This is a genomic window from Lentzea aerocolonigenes (assembly GCF_000974445.1).
Lineage (GTDB): Bacteria > Actinomycetota > Actinomycetes > Mycobacteriales > Pseudonocardiaceae > Lentzea > Lentzea aerocolonigenes.
The window spans coordinates 344,898-367,745 of record NZ_BBOJ01000004.1; the positions used below are offsets into that span (position 1 = coordinate 344,898).

Below are 22,848 nucleotides of genomic sequence, written 5' to 3' on the forward strand. Positions count from 1 at the left end.
ATCAACCCTATGTCAGCCGGTGACGGCTCAGCGCTTCGCCTTGGTTGACTTCGGCCACACCAGGCGGGTGCCGGCCCAGTCGTCGGCGACGCTGATGTTCGAGGTCTGCGACAGGCCCGCGGTCGGGACGGCCTCAGCGATGTCCGAGGGCTCCACGTGGCCGGGGCGGCCGGTCTTCGGGGTGAGAACCCAGATCACGCCGTCTTCGGCGAGCACACCGGTGGCCTCGAGCAGAGCGTCGACCAGGTCGCCGTCGTCCTCTCGCCACCAGAGCAGCACGACGCTCACCGTCTCGTCGGCATCCTCGTCGAGGAGGTCGCCCCCGATCTGCTCCTCGACGGCGGCACGGAGGTTGTCGTCGACGTCCTCGTCCCAGCCGAGTTCCTGGACGACCATGCCCGATTCGATCCCGAGCTTCTCGGCGACGCCGATCTTGCCGGCGTCTTCCGCGGCGACCACGGTTTTCACTCCTCCAACTACGCAAGAGCGACAGCCCTAAGACTGCCGCCAGAGTCCGTTACTCGCGCTAGCGAACACTGTCAGCTACCTCCGGCGCAACTGTTGACCACGTGACACGCCGTAACAGGGACCCCTGTGGAGATCCCTGGACTGGCATGAGGCACGCTCTACATACCTCTTATCGCGCGCGCGTGAGCGACACGATCCAGAACTACCGATCAGTAGCGGTGACGAAGTCGTCGCGCAAGGACAACGATAGGAGCGCGTGGCACGGTTTCCGGGCCAGCGCGAGTACCGCCAACGAAGCCGAGGAGACACCTTGAGCCCGCAGAACACCGGCCCCGAGCGGGTACGTGTCATTCGCGACGGCCTGGCAGCCCACCTGCCGGACATCGACCCCGAAGAGACGTCCGAGTGGCTCGAGTCGTTCGACGAGGTGCTCAAGGGCGGTGGGCAGCAGCGCGCCCGCTACCTGATGCTGCGGTTGCTGGAGCGTGCGCGTGAGAACCACGTCGGCATGCCCTCGCTGACCAGCACGGACTACGTCAACACCATCCCCACCGAGCGGGAGCCGTGGTTCCCCGGTGACGAGGAGGTGGAGCGCCGCTACCGCGCGTGGATCCGCTGGAACGCCGCGATGACGGTGCACCGCGCGCAGCGTCCCGGCGTGGGTGTCGGTGGCCACATCTCGACGTACGCGTCCAGCGCGTCGCTCTACGAGGTCGGCTTCAACCACTTCTTCCGCGGCAAGAACCACCCCGGCGGCGGCGACCAGATCTTCATCCAGGGCCACGCCTCCCCCGGTGTGTACGCCCGCGCGTTCCTCGAGGGCCGCCTGTCCGAGCACCAGCTCGACGGCTTCCGCCAGGAGTACTCGCACGCCGGTCCGGGTGGCGGTCTGCCGTCGTACCCGCACCCGCGCCTGATGCCGGACTTCTGGGAGTTCCCCACGGTCTCCATGGGCATCGGCCCGATGAACGCGATCTACCAGGCGCGGTTCAACCGCTACCTGCACGACCGCGGCTTCAAGGACACGTCCGACCAGCACGTGTGGGCGTTCCTCGGCGACGGCGAGATGGACGAGCCGGAGTCGCGCGGCCTGCTGCAGCTCGCCGCGAACGAGCACCTCGACAACCTCACGTTCGTGGTCAACTGCAACCTGCAGCGCCTCGACGGCCCGGTGCGCGGCAACGGCAAGATCATCCAGGAGCTGGAGTCGTTCTTCCGCGGTGCCGGCTGGAACGTCATCAAGGTCGTCTGGGGCCGCGAGTGGGACGCGCTGCTGCACGCGGACCGCGACGGCGCGCTCGTGAACCTCATGAACGCCACGCCCGACGGCGACTACCAGACCTACAAGGCGAACGACGGCGCGTACATCAAGGAGCACTTCTTCGGCCGCGACCCGCGGACGAAGGCGCTCGTCGACGCCATGAGCGACGACGAGGTGTGGAACCTCAAGCGCGGTGGCCACGACTACCGCAAGGTCTACGCGGCGTACAAGGCGGCGACCGAGACCGTCGGCCAGCCGACCGTGATCCTCGCCAAGACGATCAAGGGCTACTCGCTCGGCAAGCACTTCGCGGCGCGCAACGCGACGCACCAGATGAAGAAGATGACCCTGGACGACCTCAAGGGCTTCCGGGACAGCCTGCGCATCCCGATCTCCGACGAGGTGCTCGAGAAGGACCCGTACCTGCCGCCGTACTACCACCCCGGGCAGGACTCGCCGGAGATCCAGTACATGCTGGAGCGCCGCCGTCAGCTGGGTGGTTTCCTCCCGGAGCGCCGCACGAAGTCCAAGGCTCTCGTGCTGCCGGGCGACAAGGTCTACGACGGCATCAAGCGCGGCTCCGGCAAGCAGGAGGTCGCCACGACGATGGCGTTCGTCCGGCTCGTCCGCGACCTCGCGAAGGACCCGGAGATCGGCCCGCGCATCGTGCCGATCATCCCGGACGAGGCACGCACGTTCGGCATGGACTCCATGTTCCCGACGCAGAAGATCTACAACCCGAACGGCCAGGCGTACACCTCGGTGGACGCCAACCTGATGCTCGCCTACAAGGAGTCCGAGCAGGGCCAGATCCTGCACGAGGGCATCAACGAGGCGGGTTCCACGGCGTCGTTCACGGCGGTCGGCACGTCCTACGCCACGCAGGGCGAGCCGATGATCCCGATCTACATCTTCTACTCGATGTTCGGCTTCCAGCGCACGGGCGACGGCCTGTGGGCGGCGGCGGACCAGATGGCGCGCGGCTTCGTGCTCGGCGCCACCGCGGGCCGCACCACGCTGACCGGTGAGGGCCTGCAGCACGCCGACGGCCACTCGCTGCTGCTGGCGCACACGAACCCGGCCGTGATCGCGTACGACCCGGCGTGGTCGTTCGAGGTGGCGCACATCGTCAAGGACGGTCTGCGGAGGATGTACGGCGAGAACGCCGAGAACGTCTTCTACTACATGACGGTCTACAACGAGCCGTACGTGCAGCCCGCCGAGCCGGAGGGCCTGGACGTGGAAGGCCTCCTGCGCGGCCTCTACAAGTACCAGGACGGCCCGCAGACCGGCGGCCCGCGTGCGCAGATCCTCGGCTCGGGCGTCGGCCTCCCGTGGGCTCTCAAGGCCCAGCAGCTCCTGGCCGACGAGTGGGGCGTCTCCGCCGACGTGTGGTCCGCCACGTCGTACTCGGAGCTGCGCCGCGACGCCGTCGACACCGACCGCCACAACCTGCTGCACCCGGACGCCGAGCCGCGCGTGCCGTACGTGACGGAGGTGCTGCAGAACGTCCAGGGCCCGGTCGTCGCCGTGTCCGACTGGGCGTCGGCGATCCCGGACCTGATCCGCCCGTACGTCCCGACCGACATGACGACCCTGGGCACGGACGGCTTCGGCTTCTCCGACACCCGCCCGGCCGCCCGCCGCCACTTCCTCGTGGACGCGGAGTCCGTCGTCGTCGCCACCCTGGCCGCCCTGGCCAAGCGCGGCGAGGTCGAGCAGTCCAAGGTCGTCGAGGCGGCCCGCAAGTACCGCATCGACGACGTGCAGGCCGCCGGCCCGTCCACGTCGGACGCGGGCCTGGCGTAGCTCTCAGGGGCCTTTGAGGGGCCGTTCCGCTTCGACGGGGCGGCCCCTTTTCACGCCCTGACGTCGTGCACGGCGAACTGACCGGCGATCGTGAACCCCAGCCGCCGGTAGACGGGCTCACCGTCCTCAGAGGCCTGCAGGACCGCGATCCGGTGGCCCTCGGCACGCGCGGTGCGCAACGCGGCCAGCGTGATCGCACCGCCGTAGCCCCGCCGGCGGTCTCCGGCGAGTGTCGCGATGTTGTAGATCCCGGCGACGCCCGCACACAGGAACACCTCCGCCGTGCACACCGGACGACCCTCCACGTACCCGACGAGGTAGTGCGCTGGACCACCCAACGCGTGTGGCGCCGCACCGGCGTAGAACTCGCGGACCGTGGCGGCGGGTGGGTCCCAGTTCGCGGCCAGAACCGTTGCGAAGTCCGCGAGTTCCGCCTCGGTGGTGACCCGGCGGACGTCGAGACCGTCGGCGGACCGTTCGGGCAGGGCAGCGTCGGCGAGGTCGAGCCACATCGCCGTCTCGGTCTCGGTCACCGCGACGCCTGCCTCCGTCAGCACCTGGCCGAGATCAGCCGGAGTGGACGCGGGTCCCACCCACCACGAGAACGGGCGCCCGGTCGCCCTGACCGCCCTCACCACCTCCGCGACGCGGGCGCTGACCGTGTCCGCGGTGAACCTGGCCGCGGCGACGACGTTGAACGTGTCGTCGGCCAGGCCGCTGTCCGCGATCACCAGATCGCCGGTGTCCGCCACGCTCGCGTGCTCGAGATGCCGGTGGAGGTGGCGGGCGCGCTCCGCGAAGTTCTGCTCGACGCTCTCCAACAGGCCCGTCGTGAGCTGCCGCAACGGTTCGTCGGGCGGATCGACGTAGTCGTACTCGTCGACGTCCACCCAGGCGCGCACGTCGGCGAGGAACGCGATCGTCGGCGGCTGAAGGCCCCAGCCGACCGGCGCCTTCTCCGAGTCCGCCTGGCCGTCGTCGTTGAAGTAGCGCACCACCTGCATGACGGCGCTGATCTCCGGGTCGGCGGTGAGGCGGACGAGCTCGTCGCGAATGGGCAGCAGCCGGTCGACGAGGTGCCGAACCTGCTCGTCGACCGCTTCGACGCTCCGCCGGACGATCTTCCAGGCGTGCACTCGCGGAACGTCGCGCTCGACGTTTCTGCTGCCCCTCACGACGGCCTCGTCCGGTTCGACGCCGAGCCGCCGCGTCATCTCGGCCGCCGTCACCGACGGGCTCTTCAGGGCGAAGTAGCTGTACTGCTCGACGCGCATCGGGCCATGTCACCACGCGCCGCAGACCGCTCGCGACCGATATATCAGTTGGCACCAATATATCAGTTATGCAAAAGACGTTTGCGGACGTCCGCAAACGTCTTTTGCATCCGGTGGAGTAAGTGCAGGTCAGGGCCTTAGCACTGGGCGACCGGCTGCGCCGCGTGCAACGGTTCGTAGGCGCGCGCGTCCAAGAGCAACGGGATCAGAGCGCGGGCCTCCTGCTTCAACGGCACGATCCGATCGCCCCCTCGCAGGTACTGCGACGTGATCCCGTGCAACGCCAGTTCGTCGCCGAACTCGCGGTACTCGGCACCGGTCAGCACGTACCCGCACGGAGGCGTCGCCATCACGTCCGAGGGGTCGGGAGCCTGGTTGTCGGCGCCGCCGAAGTACACCGGCCCGGTGCGCACGGCACGCGACCGCGCGTTGGCGGACTCGATCGCCGCCTGGTTCGAGCCGACGAACGACTGGGTGCCGTCCAAGGCCTTGAGGTGCGACTCGACGCGGAAGGCGGGGGTACCGGTGTCGTTGGTCTCGACCAGCAGGCCCATGCCGTGCTTCAGGCCGCCCGTGTTGCGCAGGATGCGTTCCTGGTGGTCGCCGGCGACCTGACGGATCGGCTCGCCGGTCACCGGGTCCACGTAGATGCCGTAGACGCCCGACGTGCGGCCCGCGGCTTCCACGGCGGGGCGGACGTAGGAGCGGGACAGCGTTACGGACAGAGAGTGCACGCCATCAGAGACGTTGAGGTTGCGCGGCCACAGCCAGAGGACGTCCTTCACGTAGTACGGCGCGGATGGGCCGAACTCGTGCAGGTCGTGGATCACGTCGGGCTTCCAGTCGCGGATCACCGCGGCCATCGCGCGGGCCTCGGCCGAGCGCAGGAGCAGGTGATCGCGGTTGATGTCGGTACCGAGGGAGTTGCCGCGGGTGTCGAGGACGCGGCCGTCCGGGTTGGCGTTCGGGACGAAGACGTACGTGACCGACGACGAGCGCGGCAGGGAGCGCATGCGGATCAGGCACGCCTCGCGGCCCGCCGGTTCGTCGCCGTGCTGGGAGCAGATGAAGAGAACCACCGTGCGCGCGGTGCGGGAGCCCACGCGCACGAGTTGGATCGGGCGGCCTTGGGCGGTCACGCCGATCTCGGTCACGGGCAGGCCGGTGGCGCGCAGGTAGGCCTGTTCCTCGGCCTCGGTGGTCCACTTGCCGGTGAGCTCGAACCCGGTGCGCAACGGTGGTGCGGCGACGGCCGGAACGGCTACCAGCGACGAGACGGCGGTCAGCAGAGCGATCAACAGTCCCCTCATAGAGGAGACTTTGCCGCCTGTGTCAACCGGCGTGCGGTGCGGTTCCAGTCGATGAAACCGTGGATCACCAGGCCCGCGAAGACCACGTACACCAGCGCGCTGAAGTACAGGCCCGACTGGATCTGCAGCGGCACGCCCACGAAGTCGACGACCAACCAGACCAGCCAGAACTCGACCAGGCCGAGTCCCTGCAACGAGAACGCCAGCACCGTTCCCACGAAGATCGCGGCATCGGGCCAGGGCGCCCACGAGGCGTTCAGGAAGTCCAGCACCAGCGCGAACGCGGCCGTGCCCGCGACGAAAACACCCGCCACCACAGCACGTTCCCGCCACGAGCCGGCCCGCACGACCACACCGAAGACCGGGTCGCGGCGGCGGACCCACGCGTACCAGCCGTAGACGGCGATCAGGCCCACGACGACCTGGCGGGTCGCGAGACCGCCGAGGTGCGCGGACAGGTAGACGGTGAACAGCAAAGCCACGGACACCAGTTGGACAGGCCAGGTCAAGAGTGAACGGCGTTGCGCGAGGAACACCACCGCGAGCGCCAGCACCTGCCCGACCAGCTCCGTGTAAGCGATCTTCTGGCCGAAGATCGTCAGTCCCAGCTCGTACCACACGGCTTGTTCCCCCGCGGTTCAGTCGCTGTATACCGGTGTTTCCTACGGTCCCACCATGTCATCTCCTTTAGCACTGGCGCTCGTTCCTTTGTTCCTCAGCGCGCCGACAACGCCGGTCATCACACCGACGGTGATCACGCAGACGTTCGAGGAGCCCGCGGACGCCGACGATCCGGCCATCTGGGTGAACCCGCGCAACACCGAACGCAGTGTGGTGCTGGGCACACTCAAGGAAGGCGGGCTGGCGGCGTTCGACCTCGACGGCCGCACGATCGGCGTCCACCCCGCGCCGCCGGCACCCGCGCCGGGCTCGAAGCCCGGTCGTTTCAACAACGTCGACGTCCTGGGCGACCTCGCGTTCGTCAGCGACCGCGGCCGTGACCGCATCCGCGTGTTCCAAGTGGACGAACACGGCGTGAAGGACGTCACGAACCTCGCCACCAAGCCGGTGTTCTCGAAGACCGAACAGGAAGTGGACGAGCAGCACACCGTCTACGGCCTGGCCGCCGGACACGTCGGCGGCAGGGACCTCGTTGCCACCAGCAGGCGCAACGAGACGAGCATCGCGCTCCTCGAAGTGCAGAGGGGCAAGACGTACGACACCCGGAAGGTGTCCACTCTGGACCTTCCGAGCACCTTCACCCTCCCGAACGGCCAGAGCTGGACCGTGTGCGGCGAGCCCGGCGAAGGACCGCAGGTCGAGGGCATGGTGATCGACGAGAAGACCCGGACCCTCTACGCGGCGCAGGAGGACGTCGGCATCTGGCGCATCCCGTTGCGCGCGAACGGGTTCGGCACGCCACAGCTCGTCGACAAGGTGCGGTCCTTCGGTGCCCCGCAGAAGTACAACCCCGAAACCGAGGAATGCGAACAAGACGGCCCGAATCCCGGCTTCGGCGGCAAGTGGCTCGAAGCCGACGCCGAAGGCCTCACGATCGCGAACGACGTGCTGATCGCGTCCAGCCAGGGCGACAGCAGGTTCGTCGCCTACCGCAAGGCCGACATGAAGCCGATCAGGGACTTCAAGGTCAAGGACGTCGAGCACTCCGACGGCGCCGACGTCGTCACCGGCAAGCTGAACCTGCTCGTCGTCCACGACGGCGAACGCCCGAACGGCACGGGGTTCGCGTTCATCAGGTTCTAACCTGTTCCCGTGGAAACCCTGAGCCAGGACGCTCTCAACAGGGCGCTGATCGAACGCCAGATGCTGCGCGAGCGCGCTGACCTCAGCGCGTTCGCCACCATCGAGCGCCTCGTCGGCATCCAGGCGCAGGAACCGAAGTCGCCGTACATCGGCCTCTGGACCCGTCTCCAGCACTTCCAGCCGCAGGAGCTCGAAGACCTCCTGATCAGCAGGTACGCCGTGCGCATCCTCCTCATGCGCGGCACGATCCACCTGGTCAGCGCCGCCGACGCGCTCGCGCTCAGGCCCCTCACCCAGCTCAAGCTCGACCGCGAGCTGCAGAGCGGCCCGTTCGCGAAACGACTGCGGGGCCTCGACCTCGACGCCGTCGCCGAAGCAGGCCGCAAGATCCTCGACGAACACCCGCAGGGCACCGCGGACGCCGGCAAGCAGCTGAAGGAACTCTGGCCGGACCGCGAGCACACGGTTCTCGGCAACGCGCTGCGCAACAAGCTCGCGCTCGTCCAGCTCCCACCGCGCGGCCTGTGGTCGAAGAGCGGCCGCGCGATCTGCACGACGCTGGAAGCCTGGCTCGACCAGGAGCAGCACGCCATGCCCCGCGAACGACTCGTGCTGCGCTACCTGAAGGCGTTCGGCCCCGCGACCGTCATGGACGCCCAGCAGTGGTCCGGTCTCACCAAACTCGGAGAGGTCTTCAACCAGCTCCGACCCCAGCTCGTGACCTTCCGCAACGAGGCGGGCAAGGAGCTCTTCGACCTGCCGGACGCCCCGCGCCCCGACCCGGAAACGCCCGTCCCACCGAGGCTTCTGCCCGAGTTCGACAACATCCTGCTCGCCCACGCGGACCGTCGCAGGGTCATCGCCGACGACAGGCTCGGCGTGGTCGTCGGCGGCAAACCCACGGTCCTCGTAGACGGCTACGTCGTCGCCACCTGGTCGATCGCCGAGGACGGCAGCGTCATCGTCGACTACATCGACAAGCTGCCCAGGAGCAAGGAGAAGGCGGTCGCCGAGGAGTGCGACCGCCTTCTGCACTGGATCAGGACGTGAAGTCCCGCAACGGTTTCCACCACGCCGGGTGGTCGCGGTACCAGGCGACGGTGTCCGCCAGGCCCTGCTCGAACGGCACCAGCGGCTCGTAACCCAGCTCGGCGCGGATCTTCGTGTCGTCGAGCGCGTACCGCTGGTCGTGCCCCAGCCGGTCGGCCACCCGCTTCACCAGCGCGGGCCCCGCACTGCACAGGTCCAGCAGGGCGTTGCTGATCTGCAGGTTGGTGCGCTCGTTGCCGCCACCGACGTTGTAGATCTCGCCGGAACGCCCCGAGGTGAGCACCAACTGGATCGCCCGGCAGTGGTCCGACACGTGCAGCCACTCCCGCACGTTCGACCCGTCCCCGTACAACGGCACCTGAAGACCGTTGAACAGGTTCGTGATGAACAACGGGATCAGCTTCTCCGGGTGCTGGTACGGCCCGTAGTTGTTGGAGCAGCGCGTGATCGACACGTCCATCCCGTGCGTCCGCCAGTACGCGCGGGCGATCAGGTCGCTGGACGCCTTCGAGGCCGCGTAAGGAGAGTTCGGCTGCAACGGCCAGGTCTCGGTCCACGCACCCTCGTCGATCGACCCGTACACCTCGTCGGTGGACACGTGCACGAACCGCGAGACGCCGACCCTGCGGCACGCTTCGAGCAACGTCTGCGTGCCGAGAACGTTGGTGAGCACGAAGTCCGCGGCCGCGGTCAACGAACGGTCCACATGCGACTCGGCCGCGAAGTGCACCACCGCGTCGTGACCGGGAAGTAGCTCCAGCAACAGCTCGAGGTCGCAGATGTCGCCCTCCACGAACGACATCCGCGGGTGCGACGAGGGCAGGTTCGCGCGGTTTCCCGCGTACGTCAGCTTGTCCAGCACGGTGACGTGCGCGTCCTCGTAGCCCGCGTACCCGCCGTCGAGCATCGTCCGGACGTAGTGCGAGCCGATGAACCCAGCCGCTCCGGTAACCAGCAGCTTCACGCCGCCACCTCCACATGCGCGTCGTCACCGACGACCAGCCGGTGCTGCTTCGCCGACCCCACGCGGGCCTTGCGCCCGATCAACGACGTCTCGATGCCGGAGACGTTGTGCACGAAGGCACCCGACAGCACGATCGAGTCGGACACCCCGGACTCGGTGATCCGGCAGTCCGCCCCGATCGCCGTGTACGGCCCCACGATCGACTCCTCGACCAGGGTCCCCGCGCCGATGATCGCGGGCCCGACGATGCACGACCGCACGACGCGCGCGCCCTCCTCGACCACGACCTCGCCGATCAGCGAGCTCTCCTCGTCGACGACGCCCTGGATGTCCGTGCGCAGCCGCTGCAACAGCTCCCGGTTGCACTCCAGGACGTCCTCGACCTTGCCGGTGTCCTTCCAGAAGCCCGAGTAGATGCGCGCCCGCACGTCGCGTTCGTGCGTCACGAGCCACTGCAACGCGTCGGTGATCTCCAGCTCGCCGCGCCACGACGGTTCGATCGCGTCCACGGCCCGGTGGATGAGCGGGGTGAAGAAGTACACGCCGATCATGGCGAGATCGCTGCGCGGCTCCTGCGGTTTCTCCATCAGCCGCGTCACGCGCGAGTTCTCGTCCACCTCGGCCACCCCGAACGCGCGCGGGTCCGGCACCTTGTAGACCACGACCTGCGCGGACGGCCGCACCGCCGCGAACTCGTCCGCGATCTCGGAGATGCCCTCGACGAGCATGTTGTCGCCCAGGTACATCACGAAGTCGTCGTCGCCGAGGAACGGCCGGGCGATCTTCACGCAGTGCGCGAGCCCCAGCGGCGCGTGCTGCGGGATGTACGTGATCGCCACGCCCAGCGCGGACCCGTCTCCCAGCACGTCGGAGATCTCCTCAGCGCGGTCGCCGACGATGATGCCGATCTCGGTGACCCCGATCTCACGCAGGTTCCCCACCACGTACTCGAGCACCGGCTTGTTCGCGATCGGGATCAGTTGTTTCGGCATCGAATAGCTGAAAGGTCGTAGGCGTGTTCCCGCGCCTCCGGACAGCACCAGGGCCTTCATGGAACGTCTCCTCCACCGACTGTCACGTGGATCCGAGACTCCCCGCCGGTGGTGGACCGCAACTGGAGAACCGCCTCAAAACGAAGAAGGGGCCCTGCGCACAGGGCCCCTTCGACGAGACGAGAACTACCGGTCGGACATCCGCGTGCCCGACGGCGGCGTCGGGGCGTCACCCATGCGACCGCCCACGTTCGCCGGCATCTCCTGGGACGCGCGCGGCATCGGCGACCGGGTGGCCGCGGCCTCGTCCTGCACGCGGTTCAGCCAGCCCTCCCAGCGCGACTGCATCGGGCGGACCAGGCCGCCGCCCACGCCGATGATGATCACGCCGGCGACCGTGGCGAGCACGGCGACCAGCACCGGCATGGTCACCGAGATGGCGATGCCCAGCTGGTTGAGGGCCGCGATGACACCGAGCGCCATCACGAAGCCGTAGGTGATGTTGCCCATGATCTTCGTGTACGAGCGCTGGCCCAGCGCGCCGGTCACGAGGCCCTTGAGCGCCGTGCCGATCGCCGAGGCGACGATCACGAGCACCAGCGCCACGACGATGCGCGGCAGGTACGCGATGACCTCGTTGAGCAACGTGCTGACCGGGTTCGACGCGCCGAACACGCCGAACGCCAGCTGCAGCGCGATCAGCAGCACGAAGTAGTAGACGATCTTGGCGATCAGGCCGGTGGCGTCCATCGACGACTGCCGCATCGCGCCGTTGAGGCCAGACCGCTCGACGAGCCGCTCGAAGCCGATGCGCTTGAGCAGGAACTGGACACCCTTGGCGAGGGCCTTGGCGATGAACCAGCCGATGACCAGAACGAGCAGGAAGCCGAGCAGCTTCGGCACGAACGTGGCCACCATCGCCCACGCCTGGCCCAGGCCCTCGGTGATTTGCGAGCCCACGGGCCCTCCTAGAACAAAGTTGCGGTGAGTGAAGATCCGACGAGTTGATCGTTTCGTGGATCACACCGCGCCACAACTTCGACACTGTGACACGAAAGGGTGGCTGACGTGGATTTTTGTCTCAATACAGTCCAGAGTGGAACCACCGGTGGGGACCGGGGAGAGGGAAGAGCCCGCCACGCTCCGTGGCGGGCTCTTCCACATTTCTACGGCCTCGCCGACAGCCCGCGCCCGTCGAGGTACGTCTGCATCCGGTCCGCGGACAACGCCGGTGCCGCCCCGCCCTGACCGTCCTTCGGCACGTCCGGCCGCGGGTCGCCGGTGCACTCGGAACTGCTGCCCGGCAGCGCCCCGTCGATCAGGTACCGGTTGACCTTCCCGTCGACGCAGGAGTTGCCGCCGTTGTAGAGGCCGTGCTTGCCCTCGTCGACGACGGTGATCAGGTTGTGGCCGAGCCGTTCCGCCATCGCCGGGCCGCTCGCGTACTGGGTCTGCGTGTCGCCCTCGGACTGCACGACGACGCCGACCGGGTAGCCGTTGCGGGCGATCCGAACGGGCGGCTCCGGCGGGGTGAACGACCGGAACGTGCACGTCATCGGTGCCGCCCGCACGATGCCGAAGCCGAACGGGTAGCGCTCGCGGAACGTGCGCATGTCCTCGTAGTAGACGTGCAGGTCCGTCGGCCAGTCCGACTCGCAGGTGACCGTGTCGAACACACCGGACCGCAGCTCGTCGAGACCGGTCTTCGCGAGCACCTGCCCCGCCTTGGCGCCCTCGGTGTTCTCCGGCTTCTCGCCCGACCTCAGCTTGACCACGATCGACGCCAGGTCGGACCACAGTGGACGGTAGCGGGAGCCGACCCCCACCGCGCCGTCGAAGGAAGAGCGGTTGTGCTCACCGATCGGCGTGGTGTGCAGCTTCGCGGCGACCTTCTCCAGCTCGGCCAGCACCTCGTCCCGCGACTTGCCCAGCGCGAACTTCTCGTTGCGCTCCCCCACCCACGACGCCCACGCCTCGACCCCGCGCCGGTACGCCACGGCCTGCTGGCGGAACTGCTCGTGCCAGATCCACTCGGGGTGCACGGCGGAGTCGAGGACGCTGCGGTCGAGCCGGTTCGGGAACAGCGTTCCGTACACCGCGCCCAGGTACGTGCCGTAGGAGTAGCCCAGATAGTTGATCTTCGCTTCGCCCAGCACGGCCCGCACGACGTCCATGTCGCGGGCGGTGTTGGCGGTGCTGACGAACTGCCGGATCCCGCCGGCCGACTTCTGGCACGCCTCCTCCGCCTCACGCGCCTCGGCCGCCCACTTGCCGAACTCGCCGTCCGCGGGCCGGGAGTCCGGCTCGGCGATCGCGGGCGCGGCACGGCAGTTCAGCGCCGTCGAGCCGCCGACACCGCGCGGGTCGATGCCGATCACGTCGTAGACCTGCGCGAGCTCGGACTTGGCGAGGAACAGCGGCAGGCCCAGACCCGAGCCGCCAGGTCCACCCGGATTGGTGAACAGCACGCCGCGCCTGCGGTCCTGCGCCGCGGCCTTCTTGCGGCTGATCGTCAGGTTGATCCGGTCGCCGGCCGGCTTGGCGTAGTCGAGCGGCGCGACGAGCGTGGCGCACTCCAGCTCGGCGAGCTTCCCGCTGCACTGCGCCCACTTGACCGGCTGGGCGTGGTACTCGGCGAGGGGATCCGGAGGATCGGCCGACGCGCTCACGCCCGTGGCGGTGAGCGCGATCACGCCGAGGACGAACGACAGGAACCTGGGCAAGACGAAAACCTCCGCGCCGCACGAAAAGACCTCTGCTGCCCGAAGGTATGGCCGTTCAAACGGCTTCATCGGTTCTGTCACCCGTCCCGGTGATGTCACCTCCAGAGCCTTAAGCTGCGGGTATGACGAAGGCAGCCCAGGCGAAGGAGGAGCACCCGCCCACCCTCTCCGCCCGCACGATGCGCAAGATCGAGCGCGCGTCGGGCTCGCTCGCCACGGCGAGTGTGGCCGCGATGGAACAGCGGCTGCCGTGGTTCGCGCGGATGCCCGCCGACCAGCGCGCGAGCGTGCTGCTGCTGATCCAGAACGGCGTGGCGGGGTTCGTCGAGTGGCTGCACGACCGGCAGCAGGCGATCCGGCTCACCGCGGACGCGTTCCGCAGCGCCCCCAAGGACATCTCCCGCTGGGTGAGCCTGCGGCAGACCGTCGAGCTCGTCCGGATCGCGCTGGAGCACTTCGAGGACCAGATGCCGGCGATGGCGGCGGACGAGGCCGAACGCGCGCTGCTGATGGAGGGCGTGCTGCGGTACGGCCGGGAGATCGCCTTCTCCGCGGCCACGTCGTACGCGGCGGCGGCCGAGGCGCGCGGCGCGTGGGACGCCCGGCTCGAAGCGCTGGTCGTGGACGGCATCGTGCGCGGCGACCCCGAGGAGTCGCTGCTCAGCAGGGCCGCGGCACTGGGCTGGGACCCCGCGCTGGAGGCGACCGTGCTGGTCGGCAACCCCGGCAGCGAGGACCCGCAGGGCATCAACTACCTGGTGCGCAGCAAGGCCACCCGCGCGGGACGGCCGGTGCTGCTGTCGATCCAGGGCTCCCGGCTCGTGGTCGTGCTGGGCGGGCCGACCGAGACCGGCGAGGACGTGCTCGGCCGCATCGCCGAGGGCTTCGGCGAGGGGCCCGTGGTGGCGGGACCGACGGTGTCGAGCCTTTCGGAGGCGCACCGCAGCGCCAGCGACGCGTTGAGCGGGCTGCGCGCGGTCGTCGGCTGGCCGGCGGCGCCCAGGCCCGTCCGGTCCCTCGACCTGCTGCCGGAACGGGCGCTCGCCGGTGACCCAGAGGCCGAGTGGCAGCTGGTCGACCGGGTCGCGCGGCCGCTGGAGGACGCCGGGGGCGCGCTGCTGGAGACCGTGGACGCGTTCCTGGAGGTCGGCGGCGTGCTGGAGACGTGCGCGAAAAGGCTGTTCGTGCACCCGAACACGGTCAGATATCGCCTTCGGCGCGTTCAGGAAATGACGGGAAGAAATGCACATGACGCTCGAGACGCGCTTGTGCTTCGCGTCGCTTTGTCTGTAGGACGCCTTGCTCGCGCACGGGGCCTGTGGTAGCGAACGATCTGTGACGGACTTCGCACACATCCGTTAGGGTGAGAGCCAAACGACCTGACCGGCCGCTGAGCTGCGGTTACGTCGCGGCTGGTTCACCTGCGCGACACTTTTGTAGGGTCTCTACAAATACGATCGCCGTACTTCGTTCTTCACGACATGGGGTACCGGCGGGTTCACCAGCTTTAGTAATCGGCGTGATCGCACTCCTCGCGCCCGGACAAGGGTCCCAGACGCCCGGCATGCTCACCCCCTGGCTCGAACTGGAGGGGGCGGAGAAGCAGGTGCGCACGTGGTCCGAGATCACGGGCCTCGACCTGGTGCGTCTCGGCACCACCGCGGAGGCCGACGAGATCGTCGACACCGCGATCACCCAGCCCCTCGTCGTGGCTCTCGCCGTGCTCGCGTTCGGTGAGCTGCGCAAGCGCGTCGAACTGCCCTCCGCCGTGTTCGTCGGCGGTCACTCGGTCGGCGAGCTCGCCGCCGCCGCGGTCGCGGGTGTCATCAGCGCCGACGACGCCGTCGCGCTGGCCGCCGTGCGCGGTGCCGCGATGGCCGAGGCGTGTGCCCTGGAGCCGACCGGCATGGCCGCGGTGCTCGGTGGCGACGAGCAGGAGGTGCTCGCGCGCCTGGAGGAGCTCGGGCTCGTGCCCGCCAACCGCAACGGCGCCGGCCAGATCGTCGCCGCCGGTCCGCACTCCGCGCTCGACGCGCTCGTGGAGAACCCTCCCGGCCCGGCGAAGATCCGCAAGCTGGCCGTCGCGGGCGCGTTCCACACCAAGTACATGGCGCCCGCCGAAGAGGCGGTGCGCGCGCGTGCCGCCGAAGTCATCACGCACGACCCGTCGCTGCCGCTGGTGTCCAACAAGGACGGTCAGGTCGTCACCGAGGGCGCCGAGGTGCTGCGGCGCCTGGTCTCCCAGGTCACGAGCCCCGTCCGCTGGGACCTGTGCCAGGCCACCCTCGTCGAGAAGGGCATCGCCGGCTCGGTCGAGCTGCCGCCCGCCGGCGTGCTGACGGGTCTCGCCAAGCGTGCCATGAAGGGCACCGCCACCCTCGCCCTGAAGACCCCCGACCAGCTGGAGAAGGTCGCGGAGCTCTTCGACACCGTTGGAGCCACTCAGTGACGACCTTTCAGGCCCCGCAGGCATCCGCGGGTAGCCGCATCATCGGCCTCGGCAGCTACCAGCCCGAGACCGTGGTGAGCAACCACGACCTCGCCGCTCGCATGGACACGTCCGACGAGTGGATCCGCGACCGGGTCGGCATCGCGAACCGGCGCATCGCGGCCAAGGACGAGGGCGTCGTCGAGATGGCTGTCATCGCGGGCGTCAAGGCGATCGCGGACGCGGGCCTCGCTCCCGGCGACATCGGTGCCGTGATCGTCGCGACGTGCACCATGCCGTCGACGATCCCGAACGCCGCCGCCCAGGTCGCCGACAAGATCGGCGTGAAAGCGGCACCGGCGTTCGACCTCAACGCCGCGTGCGCGGGCTTCTGCTACGCCGTCGCGACCGGCGCAGACCTGGTCCGCGCCGGTACCGCCAAGAACGTCCTGGTGATCGGCTCGGAGAAACTCACCGACTGGACCGACCAGGACGACCGCTCGACCGCGATCATCTTCGCGGACGGCGCGGGTGCCGTCGTGATCGGCGCCAGCGACGACAACCAGATCGGTCCCGTCGCGTGGGGCTCGGCCGGTGACATGGCGGAGGTCATCTCCATCACCGACCGCGACTCCTTCATCCACCAGGAAGGCCAGACGGTCTTCCGCTGGGCGACGACCCAGATCGCGCCCGTCGCGATCCGCGCCGCCGAACTCGCGGGTGTCGAACTGTCCGAAGTGGACGTGTTCGCCCCGCACCAGGCAAACTTGCGGATCATCGAAGCGATCGCCAAGCGCCTGCGGAACAATGGTGCGCGCGAGGACCTGAAGGTCGCTCGAGACATCGTCGAATCCGGCAACACCTCCTCGGCCTCGATCCCCATGGCACTGGACCACATGAGGGCGACGGGCGAGATCTCCAGTGGAGACGTGGTGCTGATGGTCGGTTTCGGCGCAGGCCTGTCCTACGCGGGACAGGTGGTCCGGTGCCCGTGAGTGCCCCCGGTTTTTCCATCGTTTCAATCGAAAGGGAACTTCAGTGAGCGACAACGTCCTGTCCGGTCTTGCCGAGATCGTCGAAGAGGTCGCCGGTGTGGCCGCCGACGACGTCACCGCTGAGAAGTCCTTCGTGGACGACCTCGACATCGACTCGCTGTCGATGGTCGAGATCGCCGTCCAGGCTGAGGACAAGTTCGGCGTGAAGATCCCGGACGACGAGCTGGCGAACCTCAAGACCGTTGGTGACGCGGTGAACTACATCACCAGCAACAAGTGACTTCCGGCATCGAGGTCGTCATCACCGGGCTGGGTGCCACCACCCCGCTCGGCGGTGACGTCACGTCGACCTGGGACGCGCTCCTGGCCGGCAAATCCGGGGTCCGCCCCCTGACCCACGACTGGGTCGAGAAGTACGACCTGCCGGTCAAGATCGCGTCACAGCTCGTCGTCGACCCGACCGAGGTGCTCCCCCGAGTCGAAGCACGGCGCCTGGACCGCTCCGAGCAGGTCGCCATCGTGGCGTCCCGCCAGGCGTGGGCGGACGCCGGCCACAACGACGACACCGTCGACCGCCAGCGCCTGGCCGTGATCATCGGCACGGGCATCGGCGGCGCGATCACCCTCCTGACCCAGGACGACCTCCTGGAACAGCAGGGCCTGCGCAAGGTGTCGCCCCTGACCGTCCCGATGCTCATGCCGAACGGCCCGGCAGCCCACGTGGGCCTGGAACTCAAGGCCCAGGCAGGCGTCCACGCCCCGGTCTCCGCCTGCGCGTCAGGCGCGGAGGCCATCGCGTGGGCCTACCGCATGATCATGTCCGGCGAAGCCGACGTGGTCGTGGCAGGCGGCGCCGAAGCGTGCATCACGGCAATCCCGGTGGCGGGCTTCTCGCAGGCCCGCACCATGAGCACCCGCAACGACGAGCCGGAAAAGGCCTCGCGACCGTTCGACACGGCCCGCGACGGCTTCGTCCTGGGCGAAGGCGCGGGAGTCATGGTCCTGGAACGCCGTGAGTTCGCAGAAGCCAGGGGCGCCAAGATCTACGGCCGCCTGGCAGGCATCGGCACGAGCGCCGACGGCTACCACATCACCGCCCCCGACCCCGAGGGCGTGGGCCAGTCCCGCGCGATCGCAGCTTCCCTGCGCTCAGGCGGAATCGACCCGGCCGACGTGGGCCACGTGAACTGCCACGCCACCTCCACCCCGGTGGGCGACGTCGCGGAAACCGTGGCAATCCGCAAGGCGATCGGCGACCACCCGGTCCTGACCGCCCCGAAGGGCGCCCTGGGCCACCTCCTGGGCGCAGCAGGCGCGGTCGAAGCCATCGTCACCGTCCTGTCCATCCGCGACGGCATCGTCCCCCAGACTCTGAACCTGGAGAACCTGGACCCGGCCGTGACGCTGGACGTGGTGGCAGGCGAACCACGCAAGATCAAGCTGGAAGCCGCGGTGAACGACTCGTTCGGCTTCGGCGGCCACAACGTGGCCCTGGCCTTCACCCCGGCCTAGCCACACCCAGCACCACCCACACGCCCCGGCCCGCGACAGCGGACCGGGGCGTTGTGCTTCGCGGGGGAGCAGGAAGGGCGGGGAGGCGGGGAGGCGGGGAGGCGGGGAGGCGGGGAGGCGGGGAGGGAAAATGATCACACGCGATGCCGCAGGCGAGCCGACGCGAAGGCGCAGCCGAGCCAGCACTTTGCGTGGGGTTCCGGTGGGTTGGTCCCGTCACGAGTCGTGCCACAGCTCTTGTCGCGCCCGAGGGGAGAGGTCAAGTCGCACGCTTTTCGCGACTTGACCTCTCCCCTCGGGTGTGACCAGCTCCTGGCTCGACTTGGGACGGGACCAACCCACCCGAACCGCACGCCCTACGCAACGCGCAGCCGCCCAACGCACCAGGCGTGCCATCAACCCGCCCACGGCGCTGGCCGGTCTTTGATCAGATTGGCTGGGTAAGGGCAGAGCCCCAAGCTTGAAACAGGAACCGGACACGGCAAGGTGACCACTGCACAACCCGTCGAAGGCAGGGGAACCCGAACGGGCAACCTCAACACCGAGACATCTGCGGATTCCGGTTCTCCGGCGCCTCGTCCACCTTCAACTCCCCGTCCTCCCACACCATCACATACACCACCCGCCACCGAATACACGTCTCCGGCAACGCAACAGGAGCCTTCGAAACCTCCTGAGTGGACACGAACGAGATCAACACCCGCAACCGCCGAGCAACCACATCGGACTCGATCCGCTGCACCACCACCCCACCATCCCGAGTGGTCTCGTACGAGGAAACCCAAGCAGCTTCCCCGGTAGCCGACCCCCGCCGAGCCGACACAACAGCCCGCCAAGCCGAAAAATCCCGGTCGTTGATCGAGTCGAAGTACTTCTGCAGCACCGTCTGCACCGAAGTCCGGTCCGGATGCGTGAACGAGTCCGGACTCAACCGCACCTCGGCAGACCCCGGCAACGGCCCGGCGACGGACGAGGACGGAACAGCCGGCGCCCCCTTCGCCTCGGCCGGCCGCGAGTACACGGTCCGCCCCACCATCCCGGCCGCCACCGCGGCACCGGTGATCACAACCACGGCCGGCACCAGCCAGCGGCTCGCCACGCTCCCCACGCACGCAGCCTAGCCGCACGACGCGTCGGGCAGCAGAGGACCGCTCACAAAACGTGTCCTGTTACATCGAAAGTCGAATTTCACCCGAAAGACTACATTAAACACCAATACTGCAAGTTGCATGTAGCAAGACAATGACTGCTACATAATAGGTTGAGCGGCAATCTCATCCTACGAATAGGTTCGTTCAGGTGAGCCCGTACCGCCGATCGGCCGCACTAAACACGCATTGGAACCCAATGACGGCTTCACTCGGAAAGACTACTCAACACAGCGCGTATACGACGGTTGTTACCCCCTAACTATACGTCAAGATCCGCTTGGAATAGCGCAGCTCACAGGCCGGGGCACATCCAGAACGATACAGTGTCGTTTAGCAAAAGCCCAAGACGGGTGGACTGACTCACCACTCAGCAAACCTCGCAGCCGGGTGAGATGGCCCCAAACCTCATCACAAGCAGTGACATACGCGCCGGTAACCAGCCCTCATTTGACCACGAACGGGCTACCCATATGACTCGAACGGCGGATTGGCCATAGGCGCCGAATTGTGCGGGAATATGCGGCGTCCAAGAAAACGCAAAACGGTTGAGGAGGGAATTCGGTGGACCTCAGATACGAGGCGTTCTGCTTCGCAGATCGACGGTTCTACGATCTGCAGAGCAGCACCGAAAGCGACCTCCCGGGGGACGACTATTCGCGTGAGCTGCCGCCTCTGCCCGCCGGTTGGGTGCAGGCCGAGCGCAACGTCTGGCGGCACCTGCACCCCCGGGGAGTGCAACTGCCCAAGCAGGGCTGGAAGGTGCACGTCTCGGCGGGTCTGGACAACGCCGGAAAGGTCCTCAAGGCGACGTACGACTACTGCACCGAACGGCGCATCCCGTTCAAATACCTGCGGACCGTCTCGATCGTGCTCGCCCGCAACTCCAAGTACGCGCCCCGTGAGGGCAGCGGCAAGCTGATCACGATCTACCCGCGGAGCACCGAGCAGCTGCAGAGCATCGTCACCGAGCTCGCGGCGCTCCTCGACGGCGAGCACGGCGCCTACATCCTCAGCGACCTGCGGTACGGCAAGGGACCGCTCTACGTGCGCTACGGCGGGTTCTCCGAGCAGTGGCTCGAGGTGGACGGGCAGCAGGTGCTCGCGATCGAGGGCCCGGACGGCGAGCTCGTCCCCGACAAGCGCAAGCCGGTCTTCAGCGTGCCGGACTGGATCGAGCTGCCCGAGTTCCTCGCGCCGCACCTGGCCGAGCGCAACGCCGGCGACCCGGCCGAGTTCCCTTACCAGATCAAGAGTTCGCTGCACTTCTCCAACGGTGGCGGCGTCTACCTGGCCACCCGCAAGAGCGACGGCGAGGAGGTCGTGCTCAAGGAGGCGCGGCCGCACGCCGGTCTCGACCGCGAGGGACGCGACGCCGTGGCACGGCTGGAGCGCGAGTACGAGATCCTCACGCGGCTCGCCGGCGTCGAGGGCGTGCCGGAGGTGTACGACCGCTTCACCGAGTGGGAGCACCTGTTCGTGGCCATGGAGTTCGTGCCGGGGCGTTCGCTCGGGCAGTGGCTCGGCCACAACTACCCGTTGACGCACAAGGAAGTCACCGACGAGCAGCTGGCCGAGTACCGGCCGCGGGCGCTGGCGTTGATCGACCGGATCGAAGCCCTGATCACGAGGGTGCACGAGCGCGGGGTCGTGTTCGGCGACCTGCACACGCTCAACATCCTGGTCGACGACAACGACGAGGTCTCGCTCATCGACTTCGAGCTGTCGTCCACGATCGACGACGTCCACCGCCCCACGCTCGGCGCACCGGGATTCCAGGCACCGCAGGACCGCGAGGGCTTCGAGATCGACTCCTACCCGCTCGCCGCGCTCAAGCTGTGGATCTTCCTGCCGCTCAACGCGGTGCTGGAACTCTCCCCGGCGAAGCTCGGCCAGCACCTGCACGTGATCCAGCGGCGTTTCGGACTCACCGACGAGTTCTGCCAGTCGATCGCGGACGTCCTCACGCCGCGCGTCGACCCGCCGTCCGACCCCGCGTTCACGGCCTTCGACGACCCGGAACCCGACTGGACGGTGGTGCGCAAGGAGATCGCCACGGCGATCCTGCACAGCGCGACGCCGCAACGGCAGGACCGGCTCTTCCCCGGCGACATCGAGCAGTTCGAGGTCGGGGGCGCGGGCTTCGGGTTCGGCGCGGCCGGTGTGCTGCACGCGCTCGACGTCGCGGGCGAGGGTCGTTTCCCGGAGCACGAGGACTGGCTGATCGACGCGCTGCGCCGGGATCCGCCCAAGCAGCCCGGTTTCTTCGTCGGCGCGCACGGCATCGCGCACGTGCTGGAGAACTTCGGGCACCACGACATCGCGTCCGAGATCGTCGAGAGCTACGCGGCGTTGCTCCCTTCCACCCAGGACCACGGGCTGAGCGCCGGCCTGTCCGGCATCGGTCTCAACCTGCTGCACTTCGCGGACACCCGGCACGACGACGGGTACGCGGCGCAGGCGGAAGCCCTCGCCGATCGGCTCGCGAAGCAGCTCGCCGACGTGCCCCCGCCGGGCGACAAGGCCAAGGCAGGCCTGCTGCACGGCTGGTCGGGTCCCGCGTTGTTCTTCCTGCGGATGTTCGAGCACACCGAGGAACGACGCTGGCTGCGGCTGTCCGAGCAGGCGCTCGAACGCGACCTCGCCGAGACGATGGTGGCGCTGGACGGCTCGTTGCAGGTCCGCGACGGCACCTTCCGCTCGCTGCCGTACGTCGGCATCGGCGGTGCCGGCATCGCGCTGGTGCTCACCGAGTTCGCCGCGGTCGCACCGGACCGGCCGTGCGTCGAGAAGCTTCCGGGCCTGCTCAGCGGCTGCACCGGCGAGTTCGTCATCCAGCCCGCGTTCACACTCGGCCGGGCCGGACTGATGGCCACGCTGGCCCACGCGAACAGGCACGCACCGGACGAACGGCTCGACCGCGCCGTCGGGCAACACCTCACCGCGCTGGGGTGGCACGCCGTGCGCTACGGCGGCGGGCTCGCGTTCCCCGGCGTCCAGCTGCGACGGCTGTCGATGGACCTCAACACCGGCGGTGCGGGCGTCCTGCTCGCCATCGCGTCCACAGTGGACGAACGTCCACCCCTTCCCTTCCTGGGAAGGACCCAGACCCCGGTCCTCCAGGACCGGTAGCAGTAACCCCGAAAGATC

At 68.4% G+C, this 22,848-nt stretch carries 17 protein-coding genes and 2 pseudogenes; 9 read left to right on the forward strand and 10 right to left on the reverse strand.

Annotated features, from left to right (window positions below; all coding sequences use genetic code 11):
* Positions 1 to 27 precede the first annotated feature (27 nt).
* Entirely contained in the window at positions 28 to 459 is a 432-nt protein-coding gene (locus AOM45_RS09950; RefSeq protein ID WP_030465132.1) for a DUF3052 domain-containing protein, read from the reverse strand.
* Between the two features lie 319 nt (positions 460 to 778).
* On the opposite strand from AOM45_RS09950, the gene aceE reads away from it, so the two are divergent.
* Positions 779 to 3,538 carry a pyruvate dehydrogenase (acetyl-transferring), homodimeric type gene (gene aceE, locus AOM45_RS09955; RefSeq protein WP_030465133.1) on the forward strand — a complete coding sequence of 920 codons (2,760 nt, stop codon included), beginning with the start codon at positions 779 to 781 and terminating at the stop codon, positions 3,536 to 3,538.
* A gap of 50 nt (positions 3,539 to 3,588) precedes the next feature.
* Here the strand turns inward: aceE and AOM45_RS52725 are convergent, their stop codons facing one another.
* From AOM45_RS52725 to pnuC, 3 genes are all read right to left on the reverse strand, one after another.
* Positions 3,589 to 4,812: a GNAT family N-acetyltransferase gene (locus AOM45_RS52725; protein WP_236703270.1), complete on the reverse strand. Its 1,224-nt coding sequence runs from the start codon at positions 4,810 to 4,812 to the stop codon at positions 3,589 to 3,591.
* Between the two features lie 137 nt (positions 4,813 to 4,949).
* Positions 4,950 to 6,122, reverse strand: a complete 1,173-nt coding sequence (locus tag AOM45_RS09965) for a M14 family zinc carboxypeptidase (RefSeq protein WP_030465135.1) — start codon at positions 6,120 to 6,122, stop codon at positions 4,950 to 4,952.
* Positions 6,119 to 6,742 carry a nicotinamide riboside transporter PnuC gene (gene pnuC / locus AOM45_RS09970; RefSeq protein WP_030465136.1) on the reverse strand — a complete coding sequence of 208 codons (624 nt, stop codon included), beginning with the start codon at positions 6,740 to 6,742 and terminating at the stop codon, positions 6,119 to 6,121. The genes AOM45_RS09965 and pnuC overlap by 4 nt, the downstream gene beginning before the upstream one ends.
* Before the next feature lie 55 nt (positions 6,743 to 6,797).
* Between pnuC and AOM45_RS09975 the strand changes: the two genes are divergently transcribed.
* Together AOM45_RS09975 and AOM45_RS09980 are read left to right on the forward strand one after the other, a co-directional pair.
* Positions 6,798 to 7,886, forward strand: coding sequence for a phytase (locus AOM45_RS09975; protein WP_030465137.1), 1,089 nt, complete (start codon positions 6,798 to 6,800; stop codon positions 7,884 to 7,886).
* A 9-nt stretch (positions 7,887 to 7,895) separates the two neighbouring features.
* Entirely contained in the window at positions 7,896 to 8,936 is a 1,041-nt protein-coding gene (locus AOM45_RS09980) for a winged helix DNA-binding domain-containing protein (RefSeq protein WP_051782741.1), read from the forward strand.
* On the opposite strand, the gene rfbB is transcribed toward AOM45_RS09980, so the two are convergent.
* From rfbB to AOM45_RS10000, 4 genes are all read right to left on the reverse strand, one after another.
* Positions 8,926 to 9,900, reverse strand: a complete 975-nt coding sequence (rfbB, locus tag AOM45_RS09985) for a dTDP-glucose 4,6-dehydratase (protein ID WP_030465139.1) — start codon at positions 9,898 to 9,900, stop codon at positions 8,926 to 8,928. The two genes, AOM45_RS09980 and rfbB, sit on opposite strands and share 11 nt — an antisense overlap.
* Entirely contained in the window at positions 9,897 to 10,952 is a 1,056-nt protein-coding gene (locus tag AOM45_RS09990) for a glucose-1-phosphate thymidylyltransferase (protein WP_030465140.1), read from the reverse strand. Before AOM45_RS09990 ends, rfbB begins: the two co-directional genes overlap by 4 nt.
* A 126-nt stretch (positions 10,953 to 11,078) precedes the next feature.
* Entirely contained in the window at positions 11,079 to 11,852 is a 774-nt protein-coding gene (locus AOM45_RS09995) for a mechanosensitive ion channel family protein (RefSeq protein WP_030465141.1), read from the reverse strand.
* 206 nt (positions 11,853 to 12,058) lie between these two features.
* Positions 12,059 to 13,615: an alpha/beta hydrolase gene (locus AOM45_RS10000; protein WP_051782742.1), complete on the reverse strand. Its 1,557-nt coding sequence runs from the start codon at positions 13,613 to 13,615 to the stop codon at positions 12,059 to 12,061.
* A 509-nt stretch (positions 13,616 to 14,124) separates the two neighbouring features.
* Here AOM45_RS10000 and AOM45_RS53755 point away from each other — a divergent pair.
* Positions 14,125 to 14,892, forward strand: a pseudogene (locus AOM45_RS53755) (PucR family transcriptional regulator); the annotation flags it as partial.
* Here AOM45_RS53755 and AOM45_RS53760 read toward each other — a convergent pair.
* Positions 14,867 to 14,968: pseudogene (locus tag AOM45_RS53760) on the reverse strand (hypothetical protein); the annotation flags it as partial. The pseudogenes AOM45_RS53755 and AOM45_RS53760 sit on opposite strands and share 26 nt — an antisense overlap.
* A gap of 166 nt (positions 14,969 to 15,134) precedes the next feature.
* Between AOM45_RS53760 and AOM45_RS10010 the strand changes: the two are divergent.
* From AOM45_RS10010 to fabF, 4 genes are read left to right on the forward strand one after another with little or no spacing between them, the layout of a single operon-like run.
* Positions 15,135 to 16,064: an ACP S-malonyltransferase gene (locus AOM45_RS10010; protein WP_081901805.1), complete on the forward strand. Its 930-nt coding sequence runs from the start codon at positions 15,135 to 15,137 to the stop codon at positions 16,062 to 16,064.
* Positions 16,061 to 17,038, forward strand: a complete 978-nt coding sequence (locus AOM45_RS10015) for a beta-ketoacyl-ACP synthase III (RefSeq protein WP_030465145.1) — start codon at positions 16,061 to 16,063, stop codon at positions 17,036 to 17,038. Before AOM45_RS10010 ends, AOM45_RS10015 begins: the two co-directional genes overlap by 4 nt.
* 43 nt (positions 17,039 to 17,081) lie before the next feature.
* The gene (locus AOM45_RS10020) at positions 17,082 to 17,318 is read left to right on the forward strand and encodes an acyl carrier protein (protein ID WP_030465146.1); all 237 of its coding nucleotides are present in this window, start codon (positions 17,082 to 17,084) and stop codon (positions 17,316 to 17,318) included.
* A complete protein-coding gene (gene fabF / locus AOM45_RS10025) occupies positions 17,315 to 18,550 on the forward strand; it encodes a beta-ketoacyl-ACP synthase II (protein WP_030465147.1) in 1,236 nt (411 codons plus the stop codon). Before AOM45_RS10020 ends, fabF begins: the two co-directional genes overlap by 4 nt.
* Positions 18,551 to 19,085: 535 nt before the next feature.
* Here fabF and AOM45_RS50695 read toward each other — a convergent pair.
* The gene (locus tag AOM45_RS50695; RefSeq protein ID WP_156094278.1) at positions 19,086 to 19,658 is read right to left on the reverse strand and encodes a hypothetical protein; all 573 of its coding nucleotides are present in this window, start codon (positions 19,656 to 19,658) and stop codon (positions 19,086 to 19,088) included.
* 604 nt (positions 19,659 to 20,262) lie between these two features.
* Here AOM45_RS50695 and lanKC point away from each other — a divergent pair.
* Positions 20,263 to 22,830 carry a class III lanthionine synthetase LanKC gene (lanKC, locus tag AOM45_RS10040; RefSeq protein ID WP_030472185.1) on the forward strand — a complete coding sequence of 856 codons (2,568 nt, stop codon included), beginning with the start codon at positions 20,263 to 20,265 and terminating at the stop codon, positions 22,828 to 22,830.
* Positions 22,831 to 22,848: the final 18 nt, after the last annotated feature.

What these genes read in the sequence shown, in the direction of transcription:
- AOM45_RS09975 (WP_030465137.1), top strand. Translation starts at nt 6,798, where the DNA reads ATGTCATCTCCTTTAGCACTGGCGCTCGTTCCTTTGTTCCTCAGCGCG.
- AOM45_RS09990 (WP_030465140.1), bottom strand. Translation starts at nt 10,952, where the DNA reads ATGAAGGCCCTGGTGCTGTCCGGAGGCGCGGGAACACGCCTACGACCT.
- AOM45_RS52725 (WP_236703270.1), bottom strand. Translation starts at nt 4,812, where the DNA reads ATGCGCGTCGAGCAGTACAGCTACTTCGCCCTGAAGAGCCCGTCGGTG.
- AOM45_RS09965 (WP_030465135.1), bottom strand. Translation starts at nt 6,122, where the DNA reads ATGAGGGGACTGTTGATCGCTCTGCTGACCGCCGTCTCGTCGCTGGTA.